The organism is Polaribacter sp. Hel_I_88, assembly GCF_000687935.1.
GTDB lineage: Bacteria > Bacteroidota > Bacteroidia > Flavobacteriales > Flavobacteriaceae > Polaribacter.
On the sequence record NZ_JHZZ01000001.1, the window covers coordinates 2,105,584 to 2,122,500 of the forward strand.

13 protein-coding genes are annotated in these 16,917 nt (G+C 30.0%); 2 read left to right on the forward strand and 11 right to left on the reverse strand.

Going from position 1 to position 16,917, the window contains the following annotated elements; genetic code table 11:
• Window positions 1–26: 26 nt before the first annotated feature.
• The gene (locus tag P161_RS0109465) at window positions 27–905 is read left to right on the forward strand and encodes a pseudouridine synthase (RefSeq protein WP_026776767.1); all 879 of its coding nucleotides are present in this window, start codon (window positions 27–29) and stop codon (window positions 903–905) included.
• 149 nt (window positions 906–1,054) lie between these two features.
• Complete coding sequence (locus P161_RS19495) at window positions 1,055–1,201, forward strand: hypothetical protein (protein ID WP_155810451.1); 147 nt, start codon at window positions 1,055–1,057, stop codon at window positions 1,199–1,201.
• A gap of 84 nt (window positions 1,202–1,285) precedes the next feature.
• Here the strand turns inward: P161_RS19495 and P161_RS0109475 are convergent, their stop codons facing one another.
• From P161_RS0109475 to thrS, 11 genes are all read right to left on the reverse strand, one after another.
• On the reverse strand, window positions 1,286–3,691 hold the full coding sequence (locus P161_RS0109475) for a glycoside hydrolase family 31 protein (RefSeq protein WP_026776768.1): 2,406 nt from the start codon (window positions 3,689–3,691) through the stop codon (window positions 1,286–1,288).
• A gap of 265 nt (window positions 3,692–3,956) precedes the next feature.
• Window positions 3,957–5,864, reverse strand: coding sequence for a 1,4-alpha-glucan branching protein GlgB (gene glgB / locus P161_RS0109480; RefSeq protein WP_026776769.1), 1,908 nt, complete (start codon window positions 5,862–5,864; stop codon window positions 3,957–3,959).
• 4 nt (window positions 5,865–5,868) lie between these two features.
• A complete protein-coding gene (locus P161_RS0109485; protein WP_026776770.1) occupies window positions 5,869–7,497 on the reverse strand; it encodes a trehalose synthase in 1,629 nt (542 codons plus the stop codon).
• On the reverse strand, window positions 7,497–9,434 hold the full coding sequence (locus P161_RS0109490; RefSeq protein ID WP_026776771.1) for an alpha-1,4-glucan--maltose-1-phosphate maltosyltransferase: 1,938 nt from the start codon (window positions 9,432–9,434) through the stop codon (window positions 7,497–7,499). Before P161_RS0109490 ends, P161_RS0109485 begins: the two co-directional genes overlap by 1 nt.
• Window positions 9,435–9,470: 36 nt before the next feature.
• Complete coding sequence (locus P161_RS0109495) at window positions 9,471–10,736, reverse strand: glucose-1-phosphate adenylyltransferase (RefSeq protein ID WP_026776772.1); 1,266 nt, start codon at window positions 10,734–10,736, stop codon at window positions 9,471–9,473.
• 4 nt (window positions 10,737–10,740) lie between these two features.
• Window positions 10,741–11,946 (reverse strand): glycogen synthase, encoded by a 1,206-nt coding sequence (glgA, locus tag P161_RS0109500; protein WP_026776773.1) that lies wholly within the window; start codon window positions 11,944–11,946, stop codon window positions 10,741–10,743.
• A 208-nt stretch (window positions 11,947–12,154) separates the two neighbouring features.
• Window positions 12,155–12,763, reverse strand: coding sequence for a hypothetical protein (locus P161_RS0109505; RefSeq protein WP_026776774.1), 609 nt, complete (start codon window positions 12,761–12,763; stop codon window positions 12,155–12,157).
• 82 nt (window positions 12,764–12,845) lie between these two features.
• A complete protein-coding gene (gene rplT / locus P161_RS0109510) occupies window positions 12,846–13,190 on the reverse strand; it encodes a 50S ribosomal protein L20 (protein ID WP_026776775.1) in 345 nt (114 codons plus the stop codon).
• A gap of 110 nt (window positions 13,191–13,300) precedes the next feature.
• On the reverse strand, window positions 13,301–13,498 hold the full coding sequence (gene rpmI, locus P161_RS0109515) for a 50S ribosomal protein L35 (RefSeq protein ID WP_026776776.1): 198 nt from the start codon (window positions 13,496–13,498) through the stop codon (window positions 13,301–13,303).
• A 129-nt stretch (window positions 13,499–13,627) separates the two neighbouring features.
• Window positions 13,628–14,146: a translation initiation factor IF-3 gene (gene infC / locus P161_RS0109520; protein WP_081817015.1), complete on the reverse strand. Its 519-nt coding sequence runs from the start codon at window positions 14,144–14,146 to the stop codon at window positions 13,628–13,630.
• A gap of 115 nt (window positions 14,147–14,261) precedes the next feature.
• Window positions 14,262–16,202: a threonine--tRNA ligase gene (thrS, locus tag P161_RS0109525; RefSeq protein WP_026776778.1), complete on the reverse strand. Its 1,941-nt coding sequence runs from the start codon at window positions 16,200–16,202 to the stop codon at window positions 14,262–14,264.
• Window positions 16,203–16,917: the final 715 nt, after the last annotated feature.

Here is a 16,917-nt window from a genome sequence, read left to right on the forward strand (position 1 = left end):
TGAGTACCTTTGCAAAAATTTTAATAATGGAATCAAATAAAAACTCGTCGAGAAGACGACAAGATGGTAAAAAAAGTACACCTTTAAGCAGAAAGCCACAAAGCAAAAAACCGCTTAATAGAAAACCTTTAGACAAAAAAGTTGTAAAAAAGGAATTCAAAAAAATTACTCCAAATAAAATTTCTGATGAATCTTCAGGAATCCGTTTAAACAAATACATTGCCAATTCTGGAATTTGCTCACGTAGAGAAGCAGATACGTATATAGAACATGGAAGTGTAGAGGTAAATGGAAAGTTAGTTACAGAAATGGGTTACAAAGTGCAACCTGATGATATTGTTCGTTTTGATGGAACTTCAATTACACCAGAACAAAAAAGATATGTTTTGCTAAATAAGCCAAAAAACTACATTACAACCATGGAAGATGATCGTGGTCGAAAAACAGTTATGGAGTTGATTGCAAATGCATCTAAAGAGCGTATTTATCCTGTTGGACGTTTAGATAGAAACACAACTGGTTTGTTAATGTTTACCAATGATGGTGATTTGGCCAAAAAATTAACACATCCAAAACATAATGTTCGTAAATTATACCATGCTTCTTTAGATAGAAAACTAGAATTAAAAGATTTAGAAAAACTACGAGGAGAAGTTGTAATTGAAGGTAAAAAAGTATTTATAGACGCTATCTCTTATGTAAATGGAGAACCAAAGACAGAGGTCGGAATTGAAATTCATTCTGGTAGAAATAGAATTGTTCGTAAAATATTTGAACATGTGGGCTACAAAGTAAACAAACTAGATAGAGTTATTTTTGCTGAATTAACCAAGAAAAATTTACCTAGAGGTAGATGGAGAGAACTCACAAACTTAGAAGTTAATAACCTTCAAATGTTGAAATAAGTACAAAAATCCAGCTTTTAAGCTGGATTTTTTTATAAATTTTAATGATGTAAATCTCTAACTAATTTATTTGAGTTATTTTCTAAATGATTTGAAGTAATTAAAGTATTGATATTGTAGTATTTTTGAGTGAACAAAAACTACACATTATGATTGCTACAACATTATTAGGTTTAACAGCTGCAGTAAGTAAAAATAAAAAACTAAAAATAGCATTACTTTTAACAGAAGTTGCTTTAATAGCTTGGGCAATGAAATCGAATAAAGACAATAAAAAAGTGCAAAGCAAGAGTTAACATTTTAACTCAAAATTATTATGATAAATTTAAAAAGCCTTTCTGTTTTCAGAAAGGCTTTTTGAATATTGCATTGTTTTTATGTTATTTACCAAATAAATGTAATTCAGTAAATTCTTTATCAACAGTAATACATTGAGAAGTATCTGAACTAGATTTATCTAATTCTACTTCCACATTATCAATTTGAATAGATGTTATAGCAAAAGGTAAATTGTGTAAAACAATTTTAAATTTAGTATAAGGAGCATTGTAAGTACCTTCTTTAAACTGTTGTAAAATAAACTCGTTCTTTTTACCTGTTAACTTAAAATTACGTAAACTATATCTTCCTTTTTTATAATCATACCCATCATGAGCATCATCATATAATTCAGATTTTTCTTTTCCTAATTTAAAATAAACATCTAAAGTTACTTCATCAAAATCCTTTTCCCCAACATATTGTTGTACTGGATATTTAGGAATTACAGCACCTTCTTTGATAAAAATTGGCATGCTATCTAATTCAGCATTTACCCACATTTCCTTTCCACCTTCCACAACTTCATCTGTCCAAAGGTTATACCAATTACCTCTAGGAATATACATTCTTCTTCCTTTTGCGTTTGGTTCTTGAATTGGACAAACTAAAATATGTTCTCCATAAACAAACTCATCACTTCTATAATGTGTATGTACATCTTCTTGATCAAATAATACCAAAGATTTTAAAATAGGAGTACCATTATTAATATGATTCCAAAAAGCAGTATACAAATAAGGTAATAATTGATATCTTAATTCAACGAATTTTCTAACGATACCAGTAATTTCTTCACCAAAAACCCAAGGCTCTTGATCTCCATGATCTCCAGAAGAATGCACTCTACAAAAAGCGTGAAAAACACCTAATTGAATCCATCTTGCAAATAATTCTCCTTGAGGTTGTTCTGCAAAACCACCAATGTCAGATCCAGCAAAAGAAAACCCAGACATTGCCATTCTTTGAGCTTGGTTGTTTGCAATTGCTAAATGTTCCCAAGTGGCAACATTATCTCCAAACCAAGTTGATGTATATCTTTGTGCACCAGAATAAGCAGATCTTGTAATTACAAAAGGTCTTTTTGGATACGCATATTTCTTTAAACCATGATAGGTTGCACGTGCCATTTGTGTTCCATAAATATTATGCGCTTTTCTATGAGAACAAGGATTTCCATCATAATCATGACGTACATCATTTGGAAAAGACTTGTTAGGAACATCCATTACAGCTGGCTCGTTCATATCATTCCAAACACCTTTTACACCAATATCTTCTATCAATTCTTTAAATAAACCAGACCACCATTCTCTAACTTCTAGTTTTGTATAATCTGGAAAATAACATTCTCCTGGCCAAACTTTACCTTTCATATATGGGCCATCTGCACGTTTACAGAAATAATCTTTATCTAGCGCTTCTTTAAAAACATCGTATTCTAAATCAATTTTAATTCCTGGATCTATGATTACTACCGTTTTAAAACCATCATCTTCTAATTCTTGAACCATTCTTTTTGGGTCAGGAAAATAATTTTTATCCCAAGTAAAACATCTAAAGCCATCCATATAATCGATGTCTAAATAAATGGCATCACAAGGAATTTGTAAATCTCTAAATGTTCTAGTAACTTCTTTTACATTGCTTTCTGGATAATAACTCCATTTACATTGATGAAAACCTAAAGCCCAAAGTGGAGGCATATTGTGAGGTTTTCCTGTTAAATCTGTATAATTTTTAACAACATCTTCCATTTTTGGCCCGTAAATGAAATAGTAATTCATTTCACCTCCTTGTGCCCAAAAACTAGTTACATTTCTTCTTTCGTGTGCAAAATCAAAAGAGCTTTTAAAAGTATTATCGAAGAAAATTCCATAAGATTTATTATCTTGAATAGCAGTATAAAAAGGAATGGCCTTGTAAATAGGATCTGTGTTTTTACCAAAAGCGTATGAATCTGTAGCCCAGTTTTCAAAACGCTTTCCTTTCATATTTACTTCTACAGGCTTGTCTCCTAAACCATAAAAGCTTTCTGCTTTTTGGCAAGTTTTACTCATTTTTACAATGTCTCCACCAAATTCATAGCTTTCTTCCCAATGAAAACCAATCTCATCTTCATTAATTAATTTGTTATCAATAGCATCATATAAACTAACTTGTAAACTTAATTTTTCTACTTTACAGATTAATTTTGATGTTTTTATAACATAATGTTTATCTTCTTCAATTATTTTTAAGAAGCTATAACCTCTTGATGCGTGAATGGTAACTCCGTATGAAAAGTCGTTTTCAAATTTTCCAGAAGTTGCGTATCGAAATCTAATAACACTATCTCTAACAACAGTTACTTGTAAAATAACATTGTTTTTTGTTGTAAAATATAAAGTATCTACGTCTTTTCTATAGTCAACTATTTCAGTTGGGAATAAATTCCCTTTTTGTTCTAATTCAGTATTAACAATCATAATTTGTTTGTTTTTTAAACTTATATAATCGAAAAAATTATCAAATTATTAAAATTGATAATTTTTAAAATTTTTTTATTGCGATTGCAAAAATATTGCTTATTTATTTAAATATTAATTAAATAGGATTTCTTTTAAAGATTAATAAGATAATTTTCAAAGTCTTAAAAAGTATCTTATTTATTGTGAAGTATAAAAAAATAGTCCCTTTTTATTGCAAATATCTTACAAGGAAATACTTTTCCTTGTAAGAAAATATGCAGTATTATTTAAATTTAAAAGCCAACATTCCTAAAGGTGGTAAATTTAATTCAATAGAGTTTTTTCTATTGTTCCATTCTTTTTCCTCGGATGTTAATTTTGTATTTTTATAATTATTTGTTCCGTAATATTTTTTGTCATCACTATTAAAAACTTGTTTTAAAGTTCCTGCTTTAGGCAACCCAATTCTGTAGTTTTCTCTTGGAACTGGAGTTAAATTTAAGACAATAATTATATTATCTTTTTCATTTTTACCTTTTCTAATATACGTCATGATACAATTTTGATGATCTCCATGATCTATCCATTCAAAACCTTCATGCGAAAATTGTTTTTGATGTAAAGCTGGTTCTTTGCTGTAAAATTTATTCAAATCTTTCACTAAACTTTGTGCTCCTGTATGGACATCATATGCTAACAAATGCCAATCTAAGCTACCTTCAAAATTCCATTCAGATGTTTGGCCAAATTCACTTCCTTGAAATAACAATTTTGTTCCTGGATGTGTATACATAAAACTATATAGCAAACGTAAGTTTGCAAATTTTTGCCACTCATCACCAGGCATTTTATTCGCTATTGATTTTTTACCATACACAACTTCATCATGAGAAAGTGGCAACATAAAGTTTTCTGAAAACGCGTAATTTAAACCAAAAGTTAATTCATTTTGATGATATTTTCTATACTCAGTTGGTTTTTGAAAATAGCCCAAAGTATCGTGCATCCAACCCATCATCCATTTCATACCAAAACCTAAACCACCATCGTAAATTGGTCTAGAAACTTTCGAAAATGAGGTAGATTCTTCTGCAATAGTTTGTACATCTGGAAAAGATTCATACACAGCAGCATTCATTTCTTTGATAAAATCGATCGCTTCTAAATATTCATTTCCTCCAAACATATTTGGTTCCCATTCACCATCTTCTCTGGAATAATCTAAAAATAACATGGATGCTACAGCATCTACTCGTAAACCATCTGCATGATATTGGTCTAACCAAAAAATGGCGTTACTAATTAAAAATGCTTTTATTTCGTTTCTTCCGTAATTAAAAATTAAACTTTTCCAATCTTGATGATAGCCTTTTCGTCTATCTGGATGTTCGTATAAATGAGAGCCATCAAAGAATCCCAAACCATGGTCATCTGAAGGAAAATGCGATGGAACCCAGTCTAACAAAACTCCAATACCAGCTTCGTGAAATTTATCAACCAAAAATTTAAAATCATCTGGATATCCAAAACGAGATGTTGGTGCAAAATAGCCTGTTAATTGATAACCCCAACTTGGGTCATAAGGATATTCCATAATTGGCATAAATTCTACGTGCGTAAAATTCATGTCTTTTACATATTTTACTAAATCGTCTGCTAATTCTCTATAACTTAAAAATCTATTTTCGTCAATTTGCTTTTTCCAAGAGCCTAAATGGACTTCATAAACAGCATAAGGCGCATCTAACGCATTATTTTTCTTTCTGTTTTTCATCCATTTTTTATCTTTCCATTGGTAATCATCTTCCCAAACTTGCGAAGCTGTTTTTGGTGGATGCTCACATCTTCTTGCAAAAGGATCTGCTTTTTCTGTAGTTACATTGTTACTAGTATTTCTTATTTTATACTTATAAATAGCCCCTTTTGTTACACCTGGAATAAAGCCTTCCCAAACGCCACTTCCATCCCAACGTACATTTAATTGATGTTCTCCTTCTAACCAATAATTAAAATCGCCAATCACAGATACTGATTTTGCACTTGGAGCCCAAACTGCAAAATAGGTTCCTTCAACACCATCTACTGTAATAATGTGCGATCCAAATTTTTCATATAATCGATAATGTTTTCCTCCTTTAAATAAGTTAATATCAAATTCTGTAAAAAGACTGTGTGCTATTGTTTGTGCCATAAATTTATGAATTCATAATGTTTGCTATTCCTTTTAAGGGAATAATTGTCCATTTAGGTCTTGAATTTAGTTCGTAACCTAACTCGTAAATTGCTTTTTCTAATAAGCAATATTTTAATAAATATACTCTTTCGTTTGTGTAACCAATAGATAAATTATTTTCTTGTGTTACTGTTCTGTAGGTTTCTAAAAAAACGGCTACAAAATATTTGTATAGTAATTCTGCATACTTAAATAATTCTTCTTGCTCTTGTTGATATTCTTTTTGATGACTAAAAATAGTTGCATAAATAGCATAATGAAAAGAACGAAATAAACCAGCAACATCTTTTAAAGGAGGCTGTTTTACTTTACGATCTCTAATGGTACTTTCAGGTTCTCCTTCAAAATCTAGGATGCAAAAATCATCATCTTGCACTAAAATTTGCCCTAAGTGATAATCTCCATGAATACGAATTCGTTCACCTTTTAGTTTGGTCCAATCAAAATTTACCAATCTTTTACGAATGCTATTTTTATTTTCTAAAAATTCTTTAGCCAATTGTAAAGCATAACCTTTTAACTTATAAAGGTTGTTTTCCGTTAAATTTAATCTGTTTTGAAATTGATAAGTTAATCTGTTTTTTAGCCAAACAGTATAATCTCCATTAAAATAAGCAGGAGTAAAAGCAGTATCCGAAAATTCAGAGCCTAGTGCTACATGCATTTCTGCTGTTCTTTTGGCTAATAATTCTACTTTATTTAATAAATTTAAACCTACCCAGTCTACTATTTTAGGAGGTAGATCTACAATTTTTCTTCGTTCAAAAATGGTAATATCAGGCAAGTCTTCGAAAGCAATTTTTTTAGTGTCTATGTCTTTAAAAATTATGCGTAATTCTTTCAAGAAATACTCCCAAGCATCCCCATTGTTGGGCACTAATTTTTGCATTAAACCAATCGTAATATTGGTGTTTTCTGAATCTATAATATTAATACTGCCTAAATACGGAGGCGTTTGTTTAAATTCTTTTGTGTGTGATAAAAACCTACTCATTTCATAGTCTGGATTTTTATCAGCATATATTCTTCTAAAAAATTTTAAGATAAAAGCATCATTATAAATAATAGATGTGTTGCTTTGTTCCACACCCATAAATCTTGATGATTGATATTCTGGGAATTTAAAATCTTCAGTTTTATGATATTGCACAGGCGTTTTATCAATAGGTAAAGCAGAACTTATTCTTTGATATACCACTTTTCTAAAAGATTCTAAGTGCATTGCATCTATAATATATCCTTTTTGATCTTTTAGTTTTATGGGTAAAATTCTGTTTTCTGTTGCAAAACTTACGTCAGAAACAAATGCGATTGGTAAAAAATAATGATGATAAAAAGCTTCTATAAAATTTACTTCTAAAATTAAACCAAAATAAACTTCATCATCTTGTTGAATTCTAAAATATTCGCTTAACTCAATATATTTTAGTTTGCTAGATTTACCACCAAACCAACGTTGTTTTTGAATATATTCCTCTAAAATGTCTGATAAAAAAACGGTTACAAAATTTTTATCTTCTATTAATTCTTCCCATTTTTTATTACATGAAAATATAGAAACATCAGTATTTGTAATTGTTTTTTCTGTCATTATTTATTGATTTTAAAAATATGAAATGGTAAAGTTGGGTGTAATTCCACATAATTCCACTCATTATACCAATTGTAAGAGTTTCTGGTGATTAAATCTACAACTTCAACTTTATGACCATGAGGAACTCGTAATTCATTTAATGGTAATTGAACTGAACCAGCTTGCCCATTATAAGCATCTAAACTAATAATGGTTAATGTTTCGTTAGTCCTTTCATCATTCCACTTATAAAAAGCAATAATTTGATCATTACCTGTTTCTAAAAACTGAATATTATTAGTTTGTTGATAAGATTCGTGTTCTTTTCTAATTTGATTAATTCTCGAAATTAAGAACGTTACTTTGTTTTCTTTAAACCAATCATAATTACACAATTGGAATTTTTCCGACATATAATATTCTTCTTTTCCTGCAATTGGAGTATCAATCATTTGTTCAAAAACAGGTCCGTAAATCCCGATATTAGACGACAATGTTGCAGCTAAAGCATAGCGTTGTAAATATTTACTTTCTGGAGCACCTTGTAAATGATAAGGATTGATATCTGGTGTATTTGGCCAAAAATTTGGTCTCATATATTCACGTTGATTTGTTTTTGTCAAATCGTTCATGTACTCAATTAATTCGTGTTTAGAATCTCGCCAAGTAAAATACGTATAGGATTGTGTGTAGCCTTGTTTTGCTAATTGCTGCATAACTTTTGGTCTTGTAAACGCTTCTGCTAAAAACAACACATCTGGATGTTGTTTTTTAACTTCATCAATTACCCAACCCCAAAAATAATAAGGTTTTGTATGTGGATTATCAACTCTAAAAACGTTAATTCCACAATCTATCCAATATAAAAAAGTATCTAAACACTCTTGCCAAAGATTTTTGTAATCTTTAGTTTCCCAATAAATTGGTAAAATATCTTGGTATTTTTTCGGAGGATTTTCTGCATATTGTACAGTTCCATCTGGTCTCCATTTAAACCAATCTGGGTGTTCTTGTACCCAAGGATGATCTGGAGCTGCTTGCAAAGCATAATCCATAGCAACTTCAATTCCTTGTTTTTTTGCCTCTGAAACTAAATTTTTAAAATCATCTAAAGAACCCAATTCTGGATGAATATCTTTATGACCACCATGTTGTGAACCAATTCCCCAAGTTGAACCCACATCACCTTCTTGAGCAACTGTTGTGTTGTTTTTTCCTTTTCTGTTTACTTCTCCAATAGGATGAATAGGAGGAAAGTACAAGGTGTCAAAACCCATTTGTGCTATTCTTGGCAATAACCTATGGCAATCGTTAAACGTACCATGTTTTCCTGGAGTTTCTGAAGCAGAACGTGGAAAAAATTCATACCAAGTAGAAAATCTTGCTTTTAGTCTATCAACATAAACCGCAAATTCATTGGAGTTTTGTGTTAATATTTTTTCTGGATGATTTTTTAAAATACTTGTTAATCTTTCTGAGATTGCTTCTCTTATAGATTCGTTATAGGCATCTTTAATTTTAAAAATTTTAATAAGATGTGTTAAATAGGCTTTATCGTCTTTAGTTACTTCTTTTAAGATGGCAGTAAGTAATTCTGCCCCTTCTAATAATTCTGAGCTTACATGTTGATGATCGTCAATTTTACGACCAATTCCATGTTGCCAATTTAATGCATAATCTACCCAGCCTTCAATTTTATAACTATAAAAACCTTGTTTTGTTGTTTGGAAACTAGCAATGTAACCATCGTTTGAAGTTGGTTGCATTCTAATTTCCGACCATTTTTTTTCTGATTCGTGTTTGTATAATAAACTTGCTTGCAGTACATCATGTCCATCCACTAAAACATCTGCAGTTACATGTACAACTTCATTTACAACACGTTTAATAAATACAGTTCCTTGATTTATTTGTGGAGCAATATTTTCTATAACTATTCTACTTTGATTTTGCATTTAGTTTAATTCGTTTTAATAAAAATAAGTTTTATTTTATCCTATGATTGTTCCTTTAGGGATTGTGGCATCTTTTTTAATTACAACAATACCATCTTTAACTAAATAAGTGTCTGTTTCTATATTAGCAATATGTTTTCCTCCGTTAATTCTAACATCGTCGCCAATTCTACAATTTTTATCTACAATACAATTATGAATATAGCATCGATCTCCAATACCCATCATAATATCAATTTTATTGTCAGCTACATCTTGTAAAGATTCATAATAGTCATTACCCATCATATAGGTATTAGAAATTAAGGTATTTTTACCAATTCTTGAACGAATACCAATAACACACCTATCAATTTTTTCTGCGTGAATAATGCATCCATCACCAATAACAGCCTTATTTAAAATAGTACCAGATATTTTTGAGGTAGGTAATATTCTAGGTCTTGTATAAATTCCATTACTATCGTATAAATTAAATTTAGGAACATCGTCTGTTAAGCCTAAATTTGCTTCAAAGAAAGAGTCGATATTTCCAATATCAGTCCAATAACCTTCATATTGATAACTTAAGGTTTTATGTTTTTCTATAGCTTGAGGAATAATCTCTTTACCAAAATCATTGGTGTCAGGATTTTCCATTAATTTTTTTAATAAATTTCTATTAAAAATATAAATTCCCATAGAAGCTAAATAATGTCTTCCTTGTTTATCCATTTCTTCACCCACATCAGATGTCCAATTTGGCAATAATTCTTCTCCTGGTTTTTCTATAAAGGAAGTAATAATATTTTCTTCGTTTGTTTTTAGTAAACCAAATGATGTTGCATCTTTTGCATTAACAGGATAGGTTGCAATTGATATTTCTGCGCCACTTTCTTCGTGCTTTTTAATCATATCGTTAAAATCCATTTGATACAATTGATCGCCAGAAAGAATTAGTGCATATTCAAAATCATTTTGTAAAAAATGATGCATACTTTGTCTTACAGCATCAGCAGTTCCTTGAAACCATTCATCACTATTTATGGTTTGTTCTGCAGCTAAAACATCTACAAAAGCAGAGCTAAAAAAACTAAAATGATACGTATTTTTGATGTGTGCATTTAAAGAAGCAGAATTAAATTGCGTTAATACATACATTCTTTTAATATCCGAATTTATACAATTAGAAATAGGAATATCTACCAACCTATACTTACCAGCAATTGGTACTGCAGGTTTAGACCTGTCTTTGGTTAGAGGGTATAATCTTGAACCTTGTCCTCCTCCTAAAATTATTCCTAATACTTTATTATTTATCATCTTATTATTTTTTTAATGATTTGTATAATTCTTCTACTTGTTTCGCTATTGCAATCCAGTCAAAATGATCTTCAACTCTTTTTCTACCTTTTTCTGCCATCGATTTTCTTAACACAGGATCTGCAATAACTTTATTAATTCCATCTGCTAAATCTTTGGCAAATTTATCTGGATTCACGGGTTCAAATGGTGCTTCTTTTTGCTGCTCAACAGGCACTAAAATTCCAGTTTCATTATGTACAACAACTTCTTTAATACCACCAACAGCACTTGCAACAACAGCTGTATTGCAGGCCATTGCTTCAATATTTATAATACCAAAAGGTTCGTAAATTGATGGGCAGCAAAATACAGCTGCATGAGAATATAATTCTATAATTTCTTTTTTAGTCACCATTTTATCAATCCAAATAACATTGTTACGTGTTTTTTGAACTTCATGAACAGCTATTTCCATTTCTTTACCAATTTCTTTAGTATCTGGAGCACCTGCACATAACACAATTTGAGTATCTGGATCTATATATTTGATAGCATTTACCAAGTGAATAATTCCTTTTTGCCTAGTTATTCTTCCTACAAAAAGTACATAAGGTTTTGTTTTATCAATTTTATATGCGTCTAAAGTTGATGAATCTTTTGTAGTAATATATTGTTGAAGGTTGATGCCATTGTAAATTACTTTTACTTTATTTTCATCAACATTAAAGTGTTTTAAAACATCCACTTTAGTTTCTTCTGAAACAGCAATTAGTGCATCTGCCATTTCAATGGCTGTTTTTTCTATCCAGGAAGAAGCGTCATAACCACGCCCTAATTGTTCACGTTTCCAAGGTCTTAAAGGTTCTAAAGAATGTGTGGTAATAACTAAGGGAATTCCATAACAAAGCTTTGCCATAATTCCTGCAAAATGTGCATACCAAGTGTGGCAATGAACAACATCAGCATCAATAACGTCTGCATTCATGTGCAAACCTGTACTTAACGTTTGAAATACGGCTTTTAGTTTGTCATCAGCATTTTTAAAAACTTCATTTTCGTAAGGAAAACCTTTAACACTTAAGCTCCCTTCTTTAGAATCTTGATCTCCAAAACATCGGACTTCAACATCCATCAATTTAGAGAGTTCGTCTGCAAGATATTCTACATGAACGCCTGCACCTCCGTAAACGTAAGGAGGAAATTCTCTAGTATAAAAAAGGGTTTTCATAATTTTTTAGTAAATTTAGAGTAGTTATTCTTTTAAAATGAAAAGATAAGAAAATACTCTTAAATGTCCTAAAAATAAAATTCATTTAAATATATATCATTATTATTATGAAAGTGATAATTAACGTATAATATCTAACGATTTTTTATAAATATTTCATTACTTTTTTAAATACGTAGTGAATTCTCTAACTAGTTTTATATAGTAACTAACTATTTCTTAATTTGTTTACTTCGTCTTGAAGTTGTCTTCTTAATTTTTGTTCTCTTTCTAGAGATTTTTTTCTGTGTTGCTCAAATTCTTGTTCAACATCTAGCAAATTATTTTTAGCTTCTTTAGTAAGAACATTGCTTTGTGAGAACTTAAATATGAAATAAAATAATGCCAAAAGAGATACAATAATTATACTCCAAAGTAAAAGATTGTAAGTAGTTTTACTTAATTCAGTTCCAAATAAAGAAATTGAATTCTCATTTTTTTTAGATGCCTCTAATTCAGATTGTGTTTTTAGTAATAAATCTTTAGTACTTTTAATATTGTCTCTTTCTGCTTTTAAAAGACTTTCTTTTTCAGATATTAAACTTTTAGCATCTTTTAGAGAATCTAAAACATTTTTTTTCAATTCTAAATATTTGTCTTTTCCAATAACTTTATAAACTTGGTATGTGGTAGATATTCTGTATATTTTATCAAATTGTCCTTCTAAAGAGTTGTCTTCTTCAACAGTCTCTTGTACTTGAGTTTCAGGTTCTGATTCTTGAGAAAAGTTTGAAAAACTAATAGCTAAAAAAAGAATTAATAATATTTTAAATTTCATTCTAGTGTTTTTAATAATGTAAATTTATGAAAAAAACCCAAACATTTACGTTTGGGTTTAATTATAAGCAAGTAATTTATATTTATTTTATTTTTTCTACAACTGCCTTAAAAGCGTTTGGGTTGTTTACAGCTAAGTCAGCTAAAACCTTTCGGTTTAAGTCGATGTTATTAGCTTTTACTTTCCCCATAAATTGAGAATAAGACATTCCATTTAAACGAGCTGCTGCGTTTATACGCATAATCCATAAAGAACGGAAGTTTCTCTTATTGTTTTTACGGTCTCTATATGCATAAAGCATACCTTTTTCAACCGCATTTTTTGCTACTGTGTAAACGTTTTTTCTACGTCCGAAGTAACCTTTTGCTGCCTTCAAGATTTTTTTTCTTCTTTTTCTTGAGGCTACTGAATTTACTGATCTTGGCATAATTTCAATGTGTTTTGTAATAAGCGACGTTTAAAACGTACTTTTAATTAAAATTTAATTTAATTGCTGCATTACATGGTTAATAATTAAATTCCCTTTTAAACTTAAATTTATTTTAAGTTTAGCATTAGTTTAACGTTAGGCTCATCTGCTTTATCTACTAAAGTATGGTGAGTTAACTTTAATTTACGTTTTTTAGACTTCTTTGTTAAGATGTGACTTTTAAACGCGTGCTTTCTTTTGATTTTCCCAGTACCAGTAACTTTAAATCGTTTTTTGGCGCTAGATTTTGTTTTCATTTTAGGCATTTCTCCTTCGTTTTTAACTTGCTTATTATTATGAGTTGTAAAGTTTACAAACCTGTTGGACTTTAAAAGTAGCTGAATAAAAACTTCTAATTTTTAAAAACTTTAGATCTTGTAACTTTAAAACTGAATTTATTTCAATTTTTTTGGAGCAATAAACATAATCATACGTTTACCTTCCAGTTTTGGTAATTGTTCTACCTTACCATATTCTTCTAATTCTTGGGCTAATTTTAATAATAAAATTTGTCCTTGTTCTTTAAAAATTATAGAACGTCCTTTAAAGAATACAAATGCTTTTAATTTAGCACCATCTTGTAAAAACTTAATAGCATGTTTCTTTTTAAATTCATAATCATGCTCATCTGTCTGTGGTCCAAAACGAATTTCTTTAATAGTAACCTTAGTGGCTTTCGATTTTAGAACTTTTTCACGTTTCTTTTGCTCGTATAAAAATTTCTTATAATCGATAATTTTACAAACAGGTGGTTTTGCTTTGGGTGATATTTCAACCAAATCTAATTCCTGTTCTTTGGCTATTTCTTTTGCTTTTGCTAAAGGATATACACCAACTTCTACATTATCGCCCACAAGACGAACTTCGTCAACATATTTTATTTTCTCATTAATCCTATGTTGATCTTCTTTGATTACTCTTAATGGTCTTCTTGACCTACTTCTACGTATTGCTATGACTTATAATTTTTAAATTTAACTTATGATTGTTTTATCAATCTCTATATTTTGTTACGAAATTCAAATTTACTTAAAATTTCTTCAATGTTTTACTTTCTTCGGCTTTTATTATTGATATAAATTCTTCAATTGTAAAAGTCCCTAAATCTCCTTTACCATGTTTTCTTACAGAAACTGTGCCATCTTGCTCTTCTTTTTCACCAACAATCACCATAAATGGTACTTTGCTAACTTCTGCGTCTCGTATTTTACGTCCAGTTTTTTCACTTCTGTTGTCTACGAGGGCGCGAATTTCGGAATTTTCTAACGATTCTAAAACTTTTTCGCTATATTTTTGATATTTATCACTGATTGGCAATAAGATAACTTGATCTGGAGTTAGCCAAAGAGGGAAATTTCCACCTGTATGTTCTAGTAAAACCGCGATAAAACGTTCCATAGAACCAAAAGGCGCTCTATGAATCATGACTGGTCTATGAGATTGATTATCTGAACCTGTATACGTCAAATCGAAACGTTTTGGTAAATTATAATCTACTTGAATCGTACCAAGTTGCCAACTTCTGCCTAAAGCATCCTTGACCATAAAGTCTAACTTTGGTCCATAAAAGGCAGCTTCACCTTCTTCAATCACAAATTTTAGACCTTTATCAGTTGCAGCATTTATAATTGCTTGTTCTGCAATTTCCCAAGTTTCTGTATCACCTATATATTTATCTGGGTTACTTTTATCTCTAATAGAAACCTGTGCAGTAAAATCTTCAAATCCTAAAGAACCAAAAACATATAAAACCAAATCAATTACATCTTTAAATTCTTGATCTAATTGTTCTGGTGTACAGAAAATATGAGCATCATCTTGTGTAAAACCTCGTACACGAGTTAAACCATGTAATTCACCACTTTGCTCATATCTATAAACAGTTCCAAATTCTGCAAAACGTTTTGGTAAATCTTTATAAGAATAAGGTTTAAAGTTATAAACTTCACAGTGATGAGGGCAATTCATAGGTTTTAATAAAAACTCTTCATCCATTTTAGGAGTTTTTATCGACTGAAAACTATCAGCACCATATTTCTCATAATGTCCAGAAGTTACATAAAGTTCCTTTTGACCAATATGTGGTGTCATAACCATTTCATAACCTGCTTTTTTCTGAGCAGCTTTTAAGAAATCTTCTAATCTAGCACGTAAAGCAGCACCTTTTGGTAACCATAAAGGTAAGCCAGCACCAACTTTTTGAGAAAAAGTAAACAACTCTAATTCTTTCCCTAATTTTCTATGATCTCTTTTTTTAGCTTCTTCTAATAATTCTAAATATTCAGTAAGCATTTTTTGTTTTGGAAAACTAATTCCATAAACACGTGTTAACTGATTATTGTTTTCATCTCCTCTCCAATAAGCGCCTGCAACACTCATTATTTTTATCGCTTTTATAATTCCTGTGTTAGGAATATGGCCTCCTCTACATAAATCAGTAAAGTTGCTATGATCACAAAATGTAATTTCACCATCTGTTAAGTTTTCAATTAACTCAACTTTATATTCATTATTTTCTTCCTTATATAAAGACAAAGCATCAGCTTTAGAAACAGGACGAATGGAGAATTCATGTTTTCCACGAGCAATTTCTAAAAATTTCTTCTCAATAGCTGGGAAATCTTTATCAGAAATAACAGCATCGCCCAAATCTACATCATAATAAAAACCGTTATCAATAGCTGGCCCAATGGTTAATTTTGCCTTTGGATAAAAACTTAAAATGGCTTCAGCTAAAACGTGAGCGGAAGAATGCCAAAAAGCTTTTTTACCATTTTCATCATTAAATGTATATAAAACTAGTGAACCATCTGTGGTTAGTGGAGTAGAGGTTTCAATTGTTTTTCCATTAAAGTTTGCAGAAATAACGTTTCTAGCAAACCCTTCACTAATGTTTTTAGCAACATCCATTGGAGTGCTATTTATTTCAAACTCCTTAATAGTTCCGTCAGGTAAAGTAATATGAATCATTTAATCTATTTAATTTGAGGTGGCAAAGATATTAGAAAACAATTTTTCACACAATATATATATGTACTTATTAATATGTGATTTTTCAAAGTTGTTTTAGATTTAATCAAACTGGAATTTATTAGCATGAATATTATTTAAAATAGCTTGTTAACGATTACTCTATTTTTTGTAATGCTAAATATTATCTAATAAAAGCAGAAGATAAGGAGTAATAATTAATATTTTTTGGGTGTTACCCCGCAAAAAGGCGTGGTCGGGCTTTGAGTTTATCTTGAGCGAAGTCGAAAGGCACTCGCTTTTTTTATGTTTGTAATTATAAATCATTATTTTTTTAAAAATTGGGTTGAATTAAATTAGCATTGTTGATTAATAAGGGAACTATAAAAAAAGAGCTCAAACAACAGCTTCAATCCCTAACACAGGTTTAGATAATTTTTACAGGCATTAGTTAATACTTCTCTGTTAACATAGAATAAACATAAATAGAGTTCCACCAGAATTTTATTTTAAATACAAATTGTTTTTTTTAATTTTTTTTAGTTTATAATTATCGTGTTTTCAGTGTTTTATTTTGAGTTGATAAAAAAAGTTCAAAAGAAATTAAGATAATAGTTGTGTATGTGTGATTGAGTTGTATATTTGCACCCGCTAACGGAGATTTGGTTAGTTTGAGTTCTTTGAGGTTTCTGTTATTGGCTTTGTGTTGGTGTTG

What these genes read in the sequence shown, in the direction of transcription:
- rplT (WP_026776775.1), bottom strand. Translation starts at nt 13,190, where the DNA reads ATGCCAAGATCAGTAAATTCAGTAGCCTCAAGAAAAAGAAGAAAAAAA.
- P161_RS0109485 (WP_026776770.1), bottom strand. Translation starts at nt 7,497, where the DNA reads ATGACAGAAAAAACAATTACAAATACTGATGTTTCTATATTTTCATGT.
- thrS (WP_026776778.1), bottom strand. Translation starts at nt 16,202, where the DNA reads ATGATTCATATTACTTTACCTGACGGAACTATTAAGGAGTTTGAAATA.
- P161_RS0109490 (WP_026776771.1), bottom strand. Translation starts at nt 9,434, where the DNA reads ATGCAAAATCAAAGTAGAATAGTTATAGAAAATATTGCTCCACAAATA.
- glgB (WP_026776769.1), bottom strand. Translation starts at nt 5,864, where the DNA reads ATGGCACAAACAATAGCACACAGTCTTTTTACAGAATTTGATATTAAC.
- rpmI (WP_026776776.1), bottom strand. Translation starts at nt 13,498, where the DNA reads ATGCCTAAAATGAAAACAAAATCTAGCGCCAAAAAACGATTTAAAGTT.
- P161_RS0109475 (WP_026776768.1), bottom strand. Translation starts at nt 3,691, where the DNA reads ATGATTGTTAATACTGAATTAGAACAAAAAGGGAATTTATTCCCAACT.
- P161_RS19495 (WP_155810451.1), top strand. Translation starts at nt 1,055, where the DNA reads ATGATTGCTACAACATTATTAGGTTTAACAGCTGCAGTAAGTAAAAAT.
- P161_RS0109505 (WP_026776774.1), bottom strand. Translation starts at nt 12,763, where the DNA reads ATGAAATTTAAAATATTATTAATTCTTTTTTTAGCTATTAGTTTTTCA.
- P161_RS0109465 (WP_026776767.1), top strand. Translation starts at nt 27, where the DNA reads ATGGAATCAAATAAAAACTCGTCGAGAAGACGACAAGATGGTAAAAAA.
- glgA (WP_026776773.1), bottom strand. Translation starts at nt 11,946, where the DNA reads ATGAAAACCCTTTTTTATACTAGAGAATTTCCTCCTTACGTTTACGGA.
- P161_RS0109495 (WP_026776772.1), bottom strand. Translation starts at nt 10,736, where the DNA reads ATGATAAATAATAAAGTATTAGGAATAATTTTAGGAGGAGGACAAGGT.